The following is a 16,560-nucleotide window of genomic DNA, read 5'->3' as shown; positions in this document are numbered from 1 at the left end:
TTATAAAACAGATAAAGCGAAGTAGGAAATACCCATCCCAAGTAAGTAGCTGGTAAGGGCAATTGTTGTGTGAAAACTTCTAATCCAGCCCTTAGGTAATGCCTTAGAAGACTCACTTCCGTATTTAATCCGCTTAATCTCACCTAGTACTGGCTTCTCTAAAACCTCAGTAAAGATAATTAAAAGTATTGTGCCAAATACAACGCCAAGGGCAAAAATAATGGGCGCCATTATTTATCTTTTTCTAATATCGGCACCAGCTTGCTGCCCACCACCATGGCGGCGCCAATTAATACTAGGTTCTTAATGATGTATTGACCTTCAAGAGTGAGATTAAATGGGAAATCAATAAAGCAGATCTCTGGGCGAAGGACTAGCGGCAGAAAGGTGCCTGGCATTTGTAGTGCTAGTAAGAACAGTCCAATTCGAATCAGAGGGGTGTAGAGAAGGCAGATACCAATAATCATCTCCCAGTAACCAAGGATAGGAATAAAGATATCTGGATCAAACCAGTAGATAGTTTTAGTTATTACATCATTTGCTGGTGAATCACCAAAAGGCTTAAGAGCGCCAAACCAAATAAATATTATGCCTAGTGATACTCGCAGTACTGGCAGTGATATTTTACTTAAATAGTTGATCAGTAAAGTATCAAACTCTTTAAGGTTAAAGTTTTTAATATCGCCTAAATTCTTCAAAATAGCCCCACTCTCTGTTGCTAATTGTAGATGAGATTATTTAGTAAGCGTGGGCGTAGTGATGCTTAAGATAGGCTTTTAATGTGAAAAGGTATGAGGTCAGCCACAGATGAGGGAAATAACTGTTATCTATGATGGTGATTGCCAGTTGTGTGAGAACTCAATTAATTGGCTAAGTAAGGGCTTAACTTTCACGCCAATAACTTTTCAAAGTGGGGATCTAGCAAGCTTTAATCTAACTAGAGCGCAGTGTGAGAAGCAGGTCTATGCCGTAGTGGGTGAGAAGCAATACGCCGGAGTTAGCGCAGTTATCTTTTTACTTAACGCCCGTGGTAATAAAGTAAGCGCCTTTATTCTTAAAGCTTCTGGACCAATTGGAGCCCTTGGCTACAAATTAATTGCCACAAATAGGCAATCATTATTTGTTAGGGGCTTATCTAGATTTATTAAAAGAATTACTTAGCTGGCTCAAGCTCTGGTGTTGGCACAGGAAGTGCTGGTGAGATTAACGGCTCGCGCTCACGCCGCACCACGCGATCTGGTTCACCAATTTCAGCCATATTAAATCCTCACCTAGTGCCTAAACCTTACGTCCTAGATTTGCCTATGTAAATGAGGTGCTAGGTAGATCTAGATCACCTGCCTAACTGGGATAAGTAGGTGTTTAATTACTTTTATGGATTATGCCCAAAATCGTCGCAGGTTAATTAGATTAATTCGCATCTATCCCTTAATTGCTCTGGCAGTTCTAGCTCTTGCCTATTTACTAGGTGGTTTTAGTAATCGGGAAAATCCAATAATTTCACAAGATGTAGTTATTACCGCTTTGTATTTATTTGTAGGCGTAGTGCCGCTTATGTTTATTATTGGATTTATTGCAGTTGGTAAAGCTAGTGATAAGGCTGGTCTTAAAAACAATATGCATAGTAAATTAAATTACAACCAAGCTTTTGATTTGCCCAGTGAGGTGATGCATGGTTATAAATTAGCTTTAATCACCGCCCGCCCACCATCTCTTACGGGATTAACAGGGGATGCATATCTTTCTGATGCCTCTGCTAAGTGCACAATTAACAAAGAGCATGTACCACCGGTGGCAGATTGTGAATGCGGCTTTTATGCATACAGTGATCTGATCGAGGCTAAGTTTGAGCGCTCAATTAACCCAGGTGCTTTTTTATTAGATGTTGATCTATATGGGGTTGGATTTAAATATGCCAGAGGCTATCGGGCTGAAACACAGGTAGTAAATGAGTTAATCACTCCAAGTAGATGTCAATTTTGTAGAATCTTGCCAGCAAAGGTTTTTGTAACTACCTATAAATTAGGTTATGACGATATCTCTTGGTGGCAGTGGCACATACGCTGCGTTATTTGCAGTAGTAGTTTTAAGGATAAAGATAAGTTAAGTATTGATCAGATGAGTGCGAGTTTAAAGCTGTTAATTTCCTAAAATTTTCCTCATTTGATCTATCTCAGCTTGCTGGGCCACAGCGATAGTTGCGGCAAAATCACGAAGGTCTGCCACTTTACTATTTTCAATCATAGAGACCATTTTCAGCGCGCCTTGGTGGTGTTCAATCATGCTATTTAGAAATAACTTATCAAAGGCGGTGGCCTTACTGTTTTTTAGAGTAGCTAGTTGATCTGAACTTAACATGCCATCCATAGCACTCATTGAATGTCCAGCATCTTCACCTAAGCCATCATCGCTAAGCCACTTCTTCATCTGCGCGATCTCACCTGCTTGATCTGCTTTTATTTGCTTTGCAATTTTTAGAATCTGCTCATTTTTTGAGTTTGTAAGTGCGTACTCAGCAATAATCACTGCTTGGCTATGATGTGGAATCATCATTTGCAGAAACATTGCATCATCTGCTGAAAGATTTTCACCTTTCATAGTTGAGTGCGAGCCGCCATGATCCATCGAGTCCACTTGCTTTGATTGATTTGATTCATTTGGATTAAGCAATGCGTATGCAAAAAAGCCAGAAGTAACTACTAAGACTACGGCGAGTACTGCGGCAGCATTTTTGCTAATTTTCATAAAGGTAAAAGTACCATTTCTTGCTGAGAGAAAAGTTAGCCCTTGACTGATTTTTTTGTGAGCCTAATAACATTTGTACTCCATAATGCCCAAATAACCAGCGGTGGTTGAAAACATCCCCTTTAACTAGCAATTAGTAATAAACGGTTATTTGTCCTATAAAATTTACCAAACCTCTTACTTTATTGCTCCCATTGCAAGCCCTCGAACAAGATTACGCGACAGTGCAGCAGTGAATAAAATAATTGGAAGCACAACTAATGTGGAAGTAGCCATCATTGGACCCCAGCGTATGTCATAGCCAGACATGTAACCCAGCGCAACAACAGGTCCAGTAATAGCATCAGATCTAGTTAAGATTTGAGCAAATAACAATTCATTCCAACAACTTACAAAAATAAGAACTGCGCTAACCGAAAGACTAGGGAAAACTAAAGGAAGGTCTATTTTAAGAAAAGTTTTTATTATTGATGCACCATCTACCGCAGCAGCTTCATCTATCTCTTTTGGGATTGCTCTGAATTGATCAATCGATAGCCAGACAACAAAAGGAATTGCGAAAGTTTGATAAATAATGATCATTACCCAATATGTATCAACTAGTTGTAAGTTAATTGCAATAAGGAAAAATGGTAAAACTACTACAATTGGAGATATAAAACGGTTAGAAATAATCCAAAACCATAAATCAGATTTACGTTTAAATTCCCATCTGGCAAGCACATACGCAGCAGGAACTCCAAGAATCAAAGCGAGTAATGTCGATGAGGTGGCAACAACTATTGAGTTCCAAAGACCTTGTAACACGGTACCTTCTTCAAGAACTTCTTTGTAATGGTCAAGGGTTATTGTTGGTATTAATTTAGGTGTTGAAGAAAAAGTTTCCGTTTGGGGGCGTAAACCCGTAATTATCATCCAATAAATAGGGAACACAATAGTGGTAGCAATACCGCCACCAACAACTATCTCCCAAACTTTTACCTTCGAACGCTTACGAGAACTTCTTAGATTTATTTTCATGACTATACCTGGATCTCTCTATAGAAGATCTTAATATATGCTCGAGAAAGTCCAATACAAATAAACAAAAGCAAAATTGCTTGGGCAGATCCTAAGCCAATATCAAAGGTTTTTCCAAAACCAATTCTATTTATGTACAAACTAACTAATTCAGTTGCAACTCCAGGGCCTCCCTTTGAGAATGCATAAACAGTGTCATACATTTTTAGTATGTCAGCAGTTCTTAAAATTAATAAAGCAGTAAACCCAGGTAGCAAAAATGGTAATTGCATATATCTAAATAGATTAAATCCTGTGCCAGCATCTAATTTGCCAGCTTCAAGAACTTGAGCAGGAATAACCATCAAACTAGCAATTAATACCAGCGCAGCAAACGGTGTCCACTGCCACGTATCTAAAATGATTATGGCAATAAATGCTGCTCTCTGATCCGCTAGCCATTGGACAGGTTCAATTCCAATAAATGAAAGAACATAATTAATAATTCCGAACTCACTATTAAAAATTAGCCTACCTAATAGCCCGGTAATAGTAGGAGTAACTGCAATCGGTAGAACTAGAATTACCCTTAGTAAAGATGAAAGCGAAGGCGATTTTAGGTTGTATATATACACTGCGATTAAAGTTCCCATAATTAATTGCAGGGGTAAAGCAATAATCAAAAACGTAAATGTAATTCTCAAAGCTTCCCAAAATTCAGGGCTAGTTAAGACAGTTACGTAATTATCAAGTCCTAAAAAAGTTTTTGGCTCATAGGCCTTCGAAAGTTGATACTGACGAGTACTCACCCAAACTGCGAAAAGTAATGGAAAAATTCCAATAATAAATAGAGTAATAACCGACGGATAAAGTAATAAACGTGCAGCAGTAGGCAACTTAGGCTGTTTAGCTTTTTTCAACTTCATTTTAATATTGCCTATTCTAAGTTGGTGTGTCTTGCCCTCATGGACTCGGCACTTTCTTGGAGTACTTCACGTAGTGTGATTATAACTATTTCGAAAAAAAGAAACAGAGCTGCTTCATAAAGACTACCCATTGGCAAAACACCATTTGGATTTTTCAAGTCATCAGCCATGGTTTGTGCAGGGATATGGACAACTTGATGGTAGGTATGCTCATTGAGTCTATCCGGCCTTGCTGTAAATACTATGGCTTTGCAATCTGTCTTGGTAGCAACACCAACTAACGCATCGACAGTTGAAAAAAAGCCTGGTCCTGCACTTACAAGCAGTAGATCCTCTTTTGTTGCAGGTGGAACATTCATGTCCCCTACAAAATATGCATTAAGCCCTAAATGTGTTAATCGCATTGTTAATGATTTCATCATTAAGCCCTCGCGCCCTACCCCGTAACAAATTATATTTTTTGCCGTGGCAAGGGATTCACACAACTGATTTAAATTCAAGAAAGTAGAGGGTGTAAATACACCCTCTACTTCCTGTATAGCTTTTTTGATTAGGTTTACAGGAGAATCTTGATCCCCCTGTGTAATCACCTAATCAAACCTTTGTGTCTATTACTATTGAAGCTTTGGCTTCTTGCCAGAGTAATAGCCACCGTCTGTAAGGATCTTCAGTAATGATGCATCAAGCTTTGCAGCTCCATCTTTTACAGAAGTCTTACCTGATTGGATATCAGTACCTACTGCGGCAATTTCTTCAGACATTGCTGGCCACTCTGGGAAGCGAGGACGGAACACTGCGTTTCCGTATTTCTCCCAAGTTTGAACCATTGGTCCGAATAGTCCTGACTTAGCAACTTCAGCATCTTTGTAAACAGCTTGACGACCAGAAACTCCGCCATTCTTGACGTAAGTCTTGGCATTAGCCTCTGAAGTTACCCACTGAATGAAGAGCCAAGTAGCAGCTTGCTTCTTTGCAGATGTCTTTGTGCTAACTCCTAGTGAGAATCCACCTAGTGCTGGCATTGGCTTACCTACTGGACCAGAAGGCTCTAATCCATATCCAAGACATTCTGGAGTTACCTTAGAGGTAGCTGGATCAGTAATTGTTGCGTTAAACGCACTCCACTCAGTAATCATTGCTACTTTTCCGGCAGCAAATGCATTTACAACTTCAGAGTGATCATCAGCAACGATGCTTGCTGGCATGAACTTCATCAAATCCTGGCGTAATTGTAATCCAGCAATTGACTTAGCAGATGAAAGATTTGGCTTGAATGAAGAGTCTAATAATGAACCTCCGCCAGCCCAGACCATACGCATAAATGAGTCAGCTGATTGAGTTTCACCTCTAGCTGATTGTAATGCATAGGCATATTTTCCATCCTTGGAAATCTTTGGACCGTATGTATCAATAATTTCTTGATAAGTTTTTGCTGGTCCAGAGAAACCTGCATCTTTTAGCATGCACTTGTTATAGAACATTACGCCTGCGTAGTTATCAAATGGCAGTCCGTAAACAGTCTTGTTCCAAGTACCAAAAGAGTCAAGAAGAATTGGGAAGAAACCTTTTAGATTCAATGCTGGATCTGCAAGTTTCTTATCGTTGTAAAACTTCTTCAATGGAACCATCCAACCAGATGCTCCGAAGTTTCCAATCCATACAACATCGGCAAGAACACCATCATAAGCAGCTTTTCCACCAGTGAAATCTAGTGTTAGCTTTGACAGCGTACTCTCGTAAGGAATGATGTCATACTTAACCTTAATACCAGTTGCTTTTTCAAAAGCTGGAATCATTTTGATAGCAGCTTTATATCCTGGGCGATCAAGGAATGGTAAATTAATTGTTGTTCCCTTGTAAGGGGCTGCAGCTGTTTTAACATCCCAAGCAGCATTTGCACTTGAAACATTACCAACAGTCAACGACAAAGCTAAAAGCGTTGCAGTTGTTGCTGCATATACTTTTTTTAACTTTTGCATTGCGTACCTCTCTTGTGCCCTGTGTATCAGAGCCTCAAGGGATGGTAATCCCCGTCACCCCGATTTACTAGGGGGCTTATGGGTGAATTTGGGGTTATGGTTTACACAAGATTAATAGGGCTTGCGCAGATTTATAACAAAAATGTGATTTTTACTTTGTCACTATTCCTAGCGAGGAATGCGCCTTAGAATACAAATGGCAGGGAAATTACTTACTTGCTCTAACTTAAGGGTGGTTGGGTATGTTGGCACTAGTTTTAGAGCGCAAAAATGAATTAAATCTTCGTGACTTTCCAATCGATGAAAAATTAGGCCCAAATGATGTTCGAATTCGAATGCGAACAGTGGGAATTTGTGGCAGCGATGTTCACTACTACACCCATGGTTACATTGGTAAGTTTGTTGTAAAAGCACCCATGATTCTTGGTCATGAAGGTGCTGGAGAAATAATTGAAATTGGTTCTGAAGTAAAATCCTTAAAAATTGGTGACTTAGTTTGCATGGAACCGGGCGTACCAAATCCACATAGCCCAGAGTTAATGATTGGAAGATACAACTTAGACCCAGAAATTAGTTTTTGGGCTACGCCACCCTTTCACGGTTGCTTACGTCCTGAAGTAATTCATCCCGAACAATTCACATTTAAATTGCCTGAAGGTGTCTCACTTGCAGAGGGAGCAATGGTCGAACCAGTTGCCGTAGGGATGATGGCTGCAACTAGGGCTGGAATCAAACCTGGTGACATAGCTTTAGTTTTCGGAGCAGGACCAATTGGTCTGGTAACAGCTATGTCTGCTCTAGCAGGAGGATGCAGCAAGGTAATAATTACAGATATACAGCAACCTAAATTAGAAATTGCAGGAACAATTCCGGGTGTATTCCCTGTTAATACAGTTAATGAAGACTTAACATCAGTAATTGCAAAAGCTACTCGAGGTCGAGGGGTAGATATAGTTTTTGAGTGCTCTGGAAATGAAAAAGTCGCAGCCGCTGTGGTTACACATTTAAGACCAGGTGGAACCGTAGTTCATATTGGAATTCCACTTGAAAATGTGTCGTGGGATCTAGCAGCTGCGATCGTAAAAGAAGCGAGAATTGAAAGCGTATTTAGATACGCACATGTTTATCCAAAAGCTCTCGACTTAATGAGCAGCGGTAAATTAAATGTAAAACCATTGATAACTCATCATTTTGGCTTTAGCGAAAGTATCGCAGCTTTTGATTTTGCAAAAAATATGCCTCCGAACGGTATCAAAATACATATTGACATGGACAAGTAATAATAAAATACCATGGCAGAAAATTGGAAGCACAAGTCACATTTAGATCAATATAGGATTGACGGAAAAATTGCCATAGTAACTGGTGGTGGACAAGGAATTGGAGAATCTTGTGCACACGCATTAGTTGAAGCAGGTGCTAATGTAATTATTGTTGGGAGAAATGAAGATAATTTAAATGCGGTGTCTACAGAGTTAAATAAAAAAGGACAGTCCAGTTATTTTGTTGCAGATTTAGTTAATACAGTGGAGATTAAAGCATTACAAGATTATGTAGCAAAGAAGTACAAAAGAGCTGACATTTTGATTAATAATGCAGGTATAGGTCAATGGAAATCTGCTCTTGATATTACTACTGAAGATTGGGACTTGATGATAAAGACTAATCTTTCATCAGCTTTCCAACTCTCACAACAGTTTGGCAAGATGATGATTGATAATAAGTACGGCAAAATTGTAAATATTTCATCGATATCTGGATTGATTGTAAATAGTGAACATAGTCATGTGCATTACCTAACAAGCAAAGCTGGATTAATCCACCTAACTAGAGGCCTGGCCGTTGAGTGGATAAAGTCTGGCGTTAGAGTAAATTGCATTACACCTGGGTATACAGCAACAAAAATGCTGACAGACCTTCTTTTATCTCCCGATGGGATTAAAATAGGTAAAAAAATTAATGAATTAACTCCGGCTGGCCATATGGCTGAGGTGACTGATATTAGTCAAGGAGTTCTTTTTTTCTCTGTACCTGCTTCTGATTATATTACAGGTCAAATTTTATCAATTGATGGTGGTTACACTCTTTTATAGAGATTATTTACCTAAACTTTTTTATCAATCTAAATGCATTACTACACCAAAGCGCCCAGATAACTAATGGTGGTTGAAAGAAGAGGCGAATTAATCGCTTGGTATCTGTATCTAAGCCAAAGGCATCTATTTGATTTACATACTGATTAATATTGCCAGGAAAAATAAGAATAAAAAATACTGCAGTACTTATGCCAATTACCCCGCGATACTTTTTAAATATTAATGCGGTAGTAATAAGTAGTACACCTAGAGTAATTTCAACTAAGCCGGATGCGATGACTACAAAGTCAGGATCAAGTGGCAGCCAGGTTGGTACCTGGGCTAAGAACTCTGTTCTATTTGATTCAAGGTGGCTGATGCCAGCTGATAGCAGAAATGCACCGAGGCCTAGTTGGGCAAGAGTTTTTATTAACGCCATGGGGTAAGTAAAGCCGATATTTTCTTATTTAGGCTATCTTTAAACTATGAGTAAACCATTAACGGCTGAAAGATTACGTAAAACTAATATCTACGCTGGTGTATTACACCTAGCTCAAATGGCAGCAGTACTTGCCCTAAGTAGTGACTTCTCACTTCCAATAAATGCTACCTATATGTCTGGCCCACCAGGAAGCACATATGCTCCCCCAGTAACATTATTTGAAACACCAATTGGTTTAACAGTTGCAATCTTTTTAGGTCTTTCGGCCTTTTTCCACTTCTTAGTTGCAAGTGGCAAGTTTTATCCAAGATATGCAGCAGGCTTGGCGTTAAAACGTAATTATTTCCGTTGGGTTGAGTACTCAATTAGCTCATCGGTAATGATTGTTTTAATTGCGCAAGTTACTGGTGTTGCAGATATAACTGCAATCATCTCTATCTTTGGCGTTAATGCTTCAATGATTTTATTTGGCTGGTTGCAAGAGAAGTATGAGAGCCCAGGAAACGGTGGTTGGCTTCCATACATCTTTGGTTGTATTACCGGGCTTGTGCCCTGGATTGCGCTTTGTTTTTATGTCTTTGGCATAGGTGGCGCCGGAGAAACAAAGGCTCCAGCATTTGTTTATGTAATTGTATTTACTATCTTCTTATTCTTTAACTCATTTGCACTTGTGCAATTTCTGCAATATAAAAAGGTGGGTAAATGGAGTGATTACCTTCGTGGTGAGGCTACCTATATCACCCTATCTTTGGTTGCAAAGTCAGCACTTGCATGGCAGATCTTTGCAAACACATTAATACCACCTGCCTAAGTCTTAGAGTTTAGGTATATCTCTCAATGATTACCCTTGCTCAGACCAACTTATCTGTGTACCCATTGTGTTTGGGCACAAATGTGTTTGGTTGGAGCGCTGATCAGGAGCAATCTTTTAAAGTCCTAGATGCATACGTCACCCATGGTGGTAATTTTCTTGATACAGCAGATAATTATTCGCAGTGGAAGGAAGGTAATACTGGCGGTGAATCTGAGACCATAATTGGTAACTGGATGAAGGCGCGAGGTAATAGAGACAAAATTGTCTTAGCTACAAAAGTTGCCAAACTATCAACTAGGCGTGGATTATCACCAGATAACATTAAGGCGGCACTAAATGATTCACTTTCAAGACTTCAAACTGATTATATTGATATCTACTACTCACACGAAGATGACCTGGTAGTTCCAACGATAGATACATTAGTTACTTACACTGAATTAATTAAAGAGGGAAAAATTAGATACATTGCTGCCTCTCAACATAAAGCAGATAGATTTGAACAAGCGCTCTTGATATCTAAGCGAAATAACTTAGCCTCCTACATTGCGCTACAAGATCACTACAACCTGATGGTGAGAGATCCATTTGAATCAGAGCAAGCACAGGTTGTGATAAAACATAATCTCTCAGCGCTACCTTTTTATGGTTTGGCTAAAGGATTTTTGACTGGAAAATATCGAGGTGTGAACACAGTTAACTCAGTTAGATCAACCTCAGCAAGTGAATATTTAGATCAGGTTGGCCTTTCAACCCTAACTGTCTTAGATGAAATTGCCAAAGAACATAAAGCTGCAGTAGCTGCAATTGCCTTAGCATGGCTAAGGTCAAATAACGCCATTAGCACACCAATTGCAAGTGCTAGAACAGTTGAGCAGCTAGATGAGATTATTCAAATTGTTAATTTGTCTAAAGAGCAGGTTGATCGACTAAATATTGCAAGTAAGCGTTAATAAAGTATTGAATTTCTGCTAATTAAGTGAAAGACTTTAACTTAATTAGGGTAAATTAAACTTGATAGGAGAATCATGATAGTAACTGCGATATTTGAGGCCAAGGCAGGCAAAGCAGATGAGTTACGCAAACAACTACATAATGGTGCTAGTGCTTCTTGGCAGGAGTCTGGTGTGAAAAGTTACGCCGTTCATGAGTTAATTGATCGTCCTGGTGTATTTATGAATATTGAAGTGTATGAGAATGAAGCAGCATTTAAATCACATCTTGAAACAGCTCATGTGAAAGCATTTTTAGGGATGCTAGATGATCTCTTAGCTAATCCATTAACTGTTTACCAAGGCAGTGCGCTATTTGGTGGTGAAAACGCAAAATCAAGTATTTAAATTTAGTAGAAGTATTACTAGATTTCACTTGCTAATCCAAAATGTTTTAGCATAACTGTTGTAAATTTGAACTAATTTTTCATGTTATAATTCTCTTTCACTGAAAGGTAATTGATGGCTATCCCACTAGATAAGATATTTAAAGCAAAAAAACCCATTATTGGCATGGTGCACCTACCTGCCTCACCCGGACAGCCGCAAGCAAAATCAAACCCAGATTTAAAATCAATTATCACTGCAGTTAAGGCAGATATTAAAGCGTTACAAGATGGTGGAATTGATGGACTCTTATTTTGTAATGAGTCAGATCTTCCGTACACCACAAAATTAAGTTCTGAAGTTGGGGCTTGGACAACATTTTTAGTTGGTGCAGTTTATGATCAAATTAAAATTCCCTATGGCGTAAACCTGTTATGGGATCCAATTGCTTCAATTGAAGCTGCTGCTGGTTGTGGCGCCTCATTTGTGCGCGAAGTTATGTGTGGTTCCTTTGCCAGTGAGATGGGTGTACTAAGTCCAGATCCAGCCTTAGTTGCACAAGCTCGCACAAGATTAAAGGCAGATCAAATTGCACTATTTACCAATATTGTTCCTGAGTTTGCTTCAGCACTTGAAGGCCGAACTGTTGCCCAACGGGCTAAGGCGGCTGAGTACTTTGGATTTGATGCAATATTAATTTCTGGCCCAGTAGCTGGTGTGGCATTTAGTGAAGCTGACCTATTAGAAGCAAAGAGTGCTGCTAAAAACATACCTATTTTTGCAAATACTGGAGTGAATGCTCAAACAGTTGCTAAAACTTTAGAGATGGCAGATGGTGTGATTTCAGGCAGTGCTATGAAAATTGATGGCAAAACCTTTAATCCAGTTGATCCAAAGCGAGTAATTGAATTAGTACAAGCAGCAAATAAATCTAGATAACTTCTGAGAGGTAACTGGCATGGCAAAGGTTAGCTTTATTGGACTTGGCATCATGGGCACTGGCATGGTGGGAAATTTAGTAAAGGCTGGCCATGATGTAACTGTATGGAATCGAACCGCTGCTAAGTTAAAAGAGATTGAGAAGATCGGTGCTAAAACCGTTTCAGATCCAGCTGACTTGCTTAAAGATGCTGATTTCTTCATGTACTGCCTAGCAGATGATGCTGCCATTAAAGATGTAATTACCGGTGGACATAATTTAGCAGCCAAAGTTAAGCCAGGAACTATTGCAATTGATCTATCAACTATTGATCCACAAACTAGTGATGAAGAGCGAGTGATCTATGAGAAAAATAGGGTTGCCTTCCTTGACGCGCCAGTCTTTGGTACTAAAGGTGAGGCCCGAGATGGTGGTCTTTGGATAGTAATTGGTGGAGATGAAACTGTATTTAATAAGAGTTTGTCTGTACTTAAACCAATAAGTGAAACCACTCATTACATGGGTAAATCTGGTAATGGTGCCAAAATGAAATTAGTAGGAAATCTACTTGTAGCATCTCAAATAGTTTCAATTGGTGAAGCGCTATCTCTTGCAAAAAATGCTGGTCTAGATCTTCGCAAAGTTCTTGAAGTAGCTGCAGTAGCGGATTTTAAAACACCTATCTACGCTGGTGTTGGTGCTGGTGTTATTAAGGGTGATTATGAGGTTAACTTCCCGCTAAAACTTATGTTAAAGGATGCCCGATTAATTCAAGCTTTTGCTAAGCGTTTTAACTCTCCTGTAACTATTGCTAGTACTACCGAAGAGTTAGCCAAAGAGGGTGTTGACGCTGGTCTTGGTGAATTAAATGCCTCTGCAATTGTCAAGGTAATATCTAAGCGAGCAGGAGTTGATCTCGTTGAGTAATTCAAGAAGTAAAATGTTTGACCCTAAATCAAAAAAATGTATAAATATTGCTCTAGATCTAGGTGTTTTTGGTGATCGATCTTTTGCAAAAGGTATTGAAAACTTAGCCACTGCCCTACCCCAAATTTTGGCTGGAAAGCCTGATGTTATTCAATTAAATCCAGGTGGATTAAAGATATTTAACAAATTAAAGTTAAAAACTAATGTAGCAATTGCCCTTCGCCTTGATGTCACAAATGTATATGAGGCACGGGATATTGATTACGCTTGGGATACCGCCAATATTGCAAGCCTAGATCTTGCAAATGATAAGAATGTTGCCTGTGTAGTTCTAAATCTTCTTAATTTAGATGAAAACTCTAGATTACAAGAACAATGTATTCAAAATATTCAGTTAGCTGTAGCAAAGTGTAAGAAAGCAGCAATTCCATTAATGGTTGAACCGTTAGTAATGACAGCAAAAGCTGGAGCAGGTTCTGCCTCAGTTGGTGATGTAAATAAGATTGCATCTCTAGTGCGCCAAGCAGTTGAGCTTGGAGCCGATATTATTAAAGTCGATGCCACTACCCCAATGAGTGATTTTCATCAGGTAGTTGAAATTGCCTCTGGCGTGCCAGTACTAGTTCGAGGTGGTGGCCAAGTAACACCCCGTGAGTTAATTGAACGAACAAGAATTGCTATTGATAGCGGTGCCTCTGGTGTTGTTTATGGCCGAAATGTAGTGCAGCATGCAAACCCAGCTAAATTTATTAAATCAATACGTGCAATTGTGCATCAAGATGCAACTGTTGATGAAGCCATGAAGATTTTGGATAAATAACTAGATGGCTGAAAAAATGAAGGCTGCAGTTATTACTGGTGTTAAAAAAATTGAAGTTATTGATGTACCTATGCCAATTATTGGTCCACGAGATGTTTTACTAAAGATTAAATCAGCTGGACTGTGCACTTGGGAACAACGTATCTATACCGGCCAAACTAAAGCTGATTATCCTTTTTTAGGTGGGCATGAAAATGCTGGTGAGATCTCAGCAATTGGTGATCTAGTAACTAATGTAAAGGTTGGAGATCGAGTCACGATGGGTTCATCCTCATGTGGTAGTTGCCGAGCCTGTCTTAGAGGTGAAGATAAAGGATGCGTGGATCACTTTTTAAATTTCTCACTTAAAGGTGGGCAATATGGTCCAGGTGGATTTGCGCAATATAAAGTGCATCGCAGTGATGGCGTTTTTCCAGTCGGTAACGCTAATTGGGATCAGGCAGCACTTGCAGAGCCATTATCTTGCGCCATCCATGCTGCTCGACTAATTAATGCACGATTAGGTGACACTGCAGTTGTATTTGGTGCCGGCACAATGGGATTAATGAACACATTAGTGCTTAAGAAATCAGGACTTAGAGTTGCAGTAGTTGATATCAATGAAGAGCGGCTTGAAAAAGCTAAGGCAATTGGAGCTGATTTAGTTTTTAAAACTGGTGCTGGCATTAGAGAGCGAATTAAAGAGGCTTTTCTTGGTGGCGTTGATTTTGCAATTACTGCTTATGGCAGTGATGAAGTTAATCAAGATGGCTTAGATGTATTAAATAATCGTGGCAAGATCTGCTTATTTGCCTCAGCTCACCCAGTTACGCCATTTGCAATTGACCCAAATCTTATGCATAACAAAGAAACATCGGCGGTAGGCGTTGTTAGTGCTGATCGGCGTGATCACGCAGTAGCAACTGAAATGATTGCAAATAATCAAATAGATCTATCTGCCTTAATCGATAACTCATATCCATTAGAACAAGCATCTGATGCTTTTGAGCAAGCAACCTCAACACCTAGCTATCGGGTAATGCTTAATCCTTAATTAGTAATCAAGCTCATGTAGTTTGTGCATCTGATTTTTAGTTGCATCATAAAGTTGAGCATAAATCTCACTTAATGGAGCATAAGTTTTAGCCAACTCATCATTTGGTTTAACTACAGTTGGTGGGCCCTGCCAAACTCTTATCTCTTCAGCGGAGGCAACTAATCCAGTAGCAACACCTGCAAGTAAGGCATCACCATAGGAGGCGCCAAAAGTTAGAGGTGCAACCTCTTGTGGAACACCTGAGATATCACTTACTGCCTGTAACCAAACCTTATTTTTTGTGCCACCACCAACAGATTTAATTGTGTGTGGCCTTGCCCCAATTGCAGTGAAGAGATCAACATGCTGCTTAATTCCATGTCCCATACCTTCCAAAACTGCCCGGAATAAATGCCCACGAGTATGAGTAAGACTTAAACCAAAGATCATTCCCTTTGCCCTTGGATCCATTACTGGTGTTCGCTCACCGCTAAAGTAAGGTAAAACTATGACTCCTTCAGCACCTGCTGGAGTTGCACCTGCCTCATTTACTAACTCTGCGTATGCATTATCTCCACCAGCCTCTTCTTTACTTATTAAATCCTTTGCAAAGTTATCTTTAAACCACCTGGTAAGTGATCCACTAGTTGCCATTCCAGCTAATAAGCACCAAGTATTTGGAAACAAATATGGACCTGCCCATAACCGCTTTTCTCTAGCTTGATTGTTATCAGTAACTTGAATCATAAATATAGTAGAGCCATACATCATCATCATTTCACCTGGCTTAGTAACACTAACGCTAAGTGCTTCAGCGCCAGCATCAATAGTGCCAACTGAGACTGGTGTGCCAACTGCTAATCCAGTTTGCTTAGACGCACTTTCAGTTATAGTGCCAGCTAACTCATTACTCCATAAAATCTCCGGCAATTGATCAAGATTTATATACTCTTTGCAATACTTATCACTCCACTTACTTGTCCATGGGTCATACAGAGGGACCATACAGCCTGCTGAGAAGTGATCAATTACTACCCGATTAGTTAATCTAGCCACAATAAAAGTTGTGGCATCAACAAACCAGCGAGCTTTCTTATAAACCTCAGGTTCATTTTTCTTTATCCATAAGATCTTTGGACCTGTTGATTGAGATGATAAACAGTTAGCCGTTGCATTAAAAATTGTATCCTCACCAAATTGAGCATTTAGTTCATCAATTTCCTTAACGGCTCTAGTATCAACACCATATAAAATTCCCATTCGCAATGGATTAAAATTCTCATCAATTGGTAGGACATCAGGACCAATAGCGCTCACACCCACGCCTTTAATATCACTGGCAGAAACCCCTTGGGTTGTGAGTAATTTCTTTGAAATATTACAAAAATCTCCCCACCAAGTTAATTCTGGGTCATGCTCGGCCCATCCGGCTCTGGGAAATAGAAGTTTGTGTGCAATTGAAGTTTGAGCAACTACCTCACCCTTTGTTGTTGTTAATACTCCCTTTGATTCATAGGTACCAATATCAACTCCTAAAAGAAGATCTTGTCCCATTACTCACCACTTCCCATTACCTAAAG

20 protein-coding genes are annotated in these 16,560 nt (G+C 39.5%); 11 read left to right on the top strand and 9 right to left on the bottom strand.

Features of this window, described 5'->3' with window-relative positions; genetic code table 11:
* The gene (locus B1sIIB91_RS02020) at window positions 1–231 is read right to left on the bottom strand and encodes a hypothetical protein (protein ID WP_095687970.1); all 231 of its coding nucleotides are present in this window, start codon (window positions 229–231) and stop codon (window positions 1–3) included.
* Window positions 231–698, bottom strand: coding sequence for a hypothetical protein (locus B1sIIB91_RS02015; protein WP_018227062.1), 468 nt, complete (start codon window positions 696–698; stop codon window positions 231–233). The genes B1sIIB91_RS02020 and B1sIIB91_RS02015 overlap by 1 nt, the downstream gene beginning before the upstream one ends.
* A gap of 109 nt (window positions 699–807) precedes the next feature.
* On the opposite strand from B1sIIB91_RS02015, the gene B1sIIB91_RS02010 reads away from it, so the two are divergent.
* Together B1sIIB91_RS02010 and B1sIIB91_RS02005 are read left to right on the top strand one after the other, a co-directional pair.
* Entirely contained in the window at window positions 808–1,161 is a 354-nt protein-coding gene (locus B1sIIB91_RS02010; protein ID WP_095687969.1) for a thiol-disulfide oxidoreductase DCC family protein, read from the top strand.
* A gap of 213 nt (window positions 1,162–1,374) precedes the next feature.
* Window positions 1,375–2,151, top strand: a complete 777-nt coding sequence (locus B1sIIB91_RS02005; RefSeq protein ID WP_095687968.1) for a hypothetical protein — start codon at window positions 1,375–1,377, stop codon at window positions 2,149–2,151.
* On the opposite strand, the gene B1sIIB91_RS02000 is transcribed toward B1sIIB91_RS02005, so the two are convergent.
* The 5 genes from B1sIIB91_RS02000 to B1sIIB91_RS01980 all read right to left on the bottom strand — a co-directional run bounded on the left by B1sIIB91_RS02000 (window position 2,140) and on the right by B1sIIB91_RS01980 (window position 6,649).
* Window positions 2,140–2,745, bottom strand: coding sequence for a DUF305 domain-containing protein (locus B1sIIB91_RS02000; protein WP_095687967.1), 606 nt, complete (start codon window positions 2,743–2,745; stop codon window positions 2,140–2,142). The two genes, B1sIIB91_RS02005 and B1sIIB91_RS02000, sit on opposite strands and share 12 nt — an antisense overlap.
* Window positions 2,746–2,922: 177 nt before the next feature.
* The gene (locus B1sIIB91_RS01995) at window positions 2,923–3,765 is read right to left on the bottom strand and encodes a carbohydrate ABC transporter permease (RefSeq protein WP_095687966.1); all 843 of its coding nucleotides are present in this window, start codon (window positions 3,763–3,765) and stop codon (window positions 2,923–2,925) included.
* Window positions 3,766–3,767: 2 nt separating this feature from the next.
* Window positions 3,768–4,670 carry a carbohydrate ABC transporter permease gene (locus tag B1sIIB91_RS01990; protein ID WP_095687965.1) on the bottom strand — a complete coding sequence of 301 codons (903 nt, stop codon included), beginning with the start codon at window positions 4,668–4,670 and terminating at the stop codon, window positions 3,768–3,770.
* Window positions 4,671–4,681: 11 nt separating this feature from the next.
* Window positions 4,682–5,260 (bottom strand): phosphoheptose isomerase family protein, encoded by a 579-nt coding sequence (locus B1sIIB91_RS01985; protein WP_095687964.1) that lies wholly within the window; start codon window positions 5,258–5,260, stop codon window positions 4,682–4,684.
* Window positions 5,261–5,284: 24 nt separating this feature from the next.
* On the bottom strand, window positions 5,285–6,649 hold the full coding sequence (locus tag B1sIIB91_RS01980) for an ABC transporter substrate-binding protein (protein WP_095687963.1): 1,365 nt from the start codon (window positions 6,647–6,649) through the stop codon (window positions 5,285–5,287).
* Between the two features lie 242 nt (window positions 6,650–6,891).
* Here B1sIIB91_RS01980 and B1sIIB91_RS01975 point away from each other — a divergent pair, with 242 nt between their 5' ends.
* Window positions 6,892–7,929, top strand: a complete 1,038-nt coding sequence (locus B1sIIB91_RS01975) for an NAD(P)-dependent alcohol dehydrogenase (protein WP_095687962.1) — start codon at window positions 6,892–6,894, stop codon at window positions 7,927–7,929.
* A 12-nt stretch (window positions 7,930–7,941) separates the two neighbouring features.
* Window positions 7,942–8,742: an SDR family NAD(P)-dependent oxidoreductase gene (locus tag B1sIIB91_RS01970; RefSeq protein ID WP_095687961.1), complete on the top strand. Its 801-nt coding sequence runs from the start codon at window positions 7,942–7,944 to the stop codon at window positions 8,740–8,742.
* Window positions 8,743–8,749: 7 nt separating this feature from the next.
* On the opposite strand, the gene B1sIIB91_RS01965 is transcribed toward B1sIIB91_RS01970, so the two are convergent.
* Window positions 8,750–9,163 (bottom strand): DoxX family protein, encoded by a 414-nt coding sequence (locus B1sIIB91_RS01965; protein ID WP_095687960.1) that lies wholly within the window; start codon window positions 9,161–9,163, stop codon window positions 8,750–8,752.
* A gap of 46 nt (window positions 9,164–9,209) precedes the next feature.
* Between B1sIIB91_RS01965 and heR the strand changes: the two genes are divergently transcribed.
* From heR to B1sIIB91_RS01930, 7 genes are all read left to right on the top strand, one after another.
* Window positions 9,210–9,977, top strand: a complete 768-nt coding sequence (gene heR, locus B1sIIB91_RS01960) for a heliorhodopsin HeR (RefSeq protein WP_095687959.1) — start codon at window positions 9,210–9,212, stop codon at window positions 9,975–9,977.
* Between the two features lie 71 nt (window positions 9,978–10,048).
* Window positions 10,049–10,933, top strand: a complete 885-nt coding sequence (locus B1sIIB91_RS01955; protein ID WP_236861121.1) for an aldo/keto reductase — start codon at window positions 10,049–10,051, stop codon at window positions 10,931–10,933.
* A gap of 75 nt (window positions 10,934–11,008) precedes the next feature.
* Complete coding sequence (locus B1sIIB91_RS01950) at window positions 11,009–11,320, top strand: putative quinol monooxygenase (protein WP_095687957.1); 312 nt, start codon at window positions 11,009–11,011, stop codon at window positions 11,318–11,320.
* A gap of 114 nt (window positions 11,321–11,434) precedes the next feature.
* Window positions 11,435–12,238 (top strand): BtpA family protein, encoded by an 804-nt coding sequence (locus B1sIIB91_RS01945; protein WP_095687956.1) that lies wholly within the window; start codon window positions 11,435–11,437, stop codon window positions 12,236–12,238.
* A gap of 19 nt (window positions 12,239–12,257) precedes the next feature.
* Window positions 12,258–13,145: an NAD(P)-dependent oxidoreductase gene (locus B1sIIB91_RS01940; protein ID WP_095687955.1), complete on the top strand. Its 888-nt coding sequence runs from the start codon at window positions 12,258–12,260 to the stop codon at window positions 13,143–13,145.
* A 13-nt stretch (window positions 13,146–13,158) separates the two neighbouring features.
* Window positions 13,159–13,965: a class I fructose-bisphosphate aldolase gene (locus tag B1sIIB91_RS01935; protein ID WP_150123734.1), complete on the top strand. Its 807-nt coding sequence runs from the start codon at window positions 13,159–13,161 to the stop codon at window positions 13,963–13,965.
* Window positions 13,966–13,969: 4 nt separating this feature from the next.
* Window positions 13,970–14,998, top strand: a complete 1,029-nt coding sequence (locus B1sIIB91_RS01930) for a zinc-dependent alcohol dehydrogenase (protein ID WP_095687953.1) — start codon at window positions 13,970–13,972, stop codon at window positions 14,996–14,998.
* Here B1sIIB91_RS01930 and B1sIIB91_RS01925 read toward each other — a convergent pair whose 3' ends face one another.
* Window positions 14,999–16,534, bottom strand: a complete 1,536-nt coding sequence (locus B1sIIB91_RS01925) for an FGGY-family carbohydrate kinase (RefSeq protein ID WP_095687952.1) — start codon at window positions 16,532–16,534, stop codon at window positions 14,999–15,001.
* Window positions 16,535–16,560 lie beyond the last annotated feature (26 nt).

This window comes from Candidatus Nanopelagicus abundans, from assembly GCF_002288305.1.
In the GTDB taxonomy this organism is placed as follows: domain Bacteria; phylum Actinomycetota; class Actinomycetes; order Nanopelagicales; family Nanopelagicaceae; genus Nanopelagicus; species Nanopelagicus abundans.
This window is presented reverse-complemented; position numbering and strand designations above follow the sequence as displayed.

Coding starts and splice junctions, on each gene's coding strand:
- B1sIIB91_RS01990 (WP_095687965.1), bottom strand. CDS start 4,670: ATGAAGTTGAAAAAAGCTAAACAGCCTAAGTTGCCTACTGCTGCACGT.
- B1sIIB91_RS02020 (WP_095687970.1), bottom strand. CDS start 231: ATGGCGCCCATTATTTTTGCCCTTGGCGTTGTATTTGGCACAATACTT.
- B1sIIB91_RS01940 (WP_095687955.1), top strand. CDS start 12,258: ATGGCAAAGGTTAGCTTTATTGGACTTGGCATCATGGGCACTGGCATG.
- B1sIIB91_RS02000 (WP_095687967.1), bottom strand. CDS start 2,745: ATGAAAATTAGCAAAAATGCTGCCGCAGTACTCGCCGTAGTCTTAGTA.
- B1sIIB91_RS01930 (WP_095687953.1), top strand. CDS start 13,970: ATGGCTGAAAAAATGAAGGCTGCAGTTATTACTGGTGTTAAAAAAATT.
- B1sIIB91_RS01935 (WP_150123734.1), top strand. CDS start 13,159: ATGTTTGACCCTAAATCAAAAAAATGTATAAATATTGCTCTAGATCTA.
- B1sIIB91_RS01975 (WP_095687962.1), top strand. CDS start 6,892: ATGTTGGCACTAGTTTTAGAGCGCAAAAATGAATTAAATCTTCGTGAC.
- B1sIIB91_RS01945 (WP_095687956.1), top strand. CDS start 11,435: ATGGCTATCCCACTAGATAAGATATTTAAAGCAAAAAAACCCATTATT.
- B1sIIB91_RS01950 (WP_095687957.1), top strand. CDS start 11,009: ATGATAGTAACTGCGATATTTGAGGCCAAGGCAGGCAAAGCAGATGAG.
- B1sIIB91_RS01995 (WP_095687966.1), bottom strand. CDS start 3,765: ATGAAAATAAATCTAAGAAGTTCTCGTAAGCGTTCGAAGGTAAAAGTT.
- heR (WP_095687959.1), top strand. CDS start 9,210: ATGAGTAAACCATTAACGGCTGAAAGATTACGTAAAACTAATATCTAC.
- B1sIIB91_RS01925 (WP_095687952.1), bottom strand. CDS start 16,534: ATGGGACAAGATCTTCTTTTAGGAGTTGATATTGGTACCTATGAATCA.
- B1sIIB91_RS02010 (WP_095687969.1), top strand. CDS start 808: ATGAGGGAAATAACTGTTATCTATGATGGTGATTGCCAGTTGTGTGAG.
- B1sIIB91_RS01980 (WP_095687963.1), bottom strand. CDS start 6,649: ATGCAAAAGTTAAAAAAAGTATATGCAGCAACAACTGCAACGCTTTTA.
- B1sIIB91_RS02005 (WP_095687968.1), top strand. CDS start 1,375: ATGGATTATGCCCAAAATCGTCGCAGGTTAATTAGATTAATTCGCATC.
- B1sIIB91_RS01970 (WP_095687961.1), top strand. CDS start 7,942: ATGGCAGAAAATTGGAAGCACAAGTCACATTTAGATCAATATAGGATT.
- B1sIIB91_RS01965 (WP_095687960.1), bottom strand. CDS start 9,163: ATGGCGTTAATAAAAACTCTTGCCCAACTAGGCCTCGGTGCATTTCTG.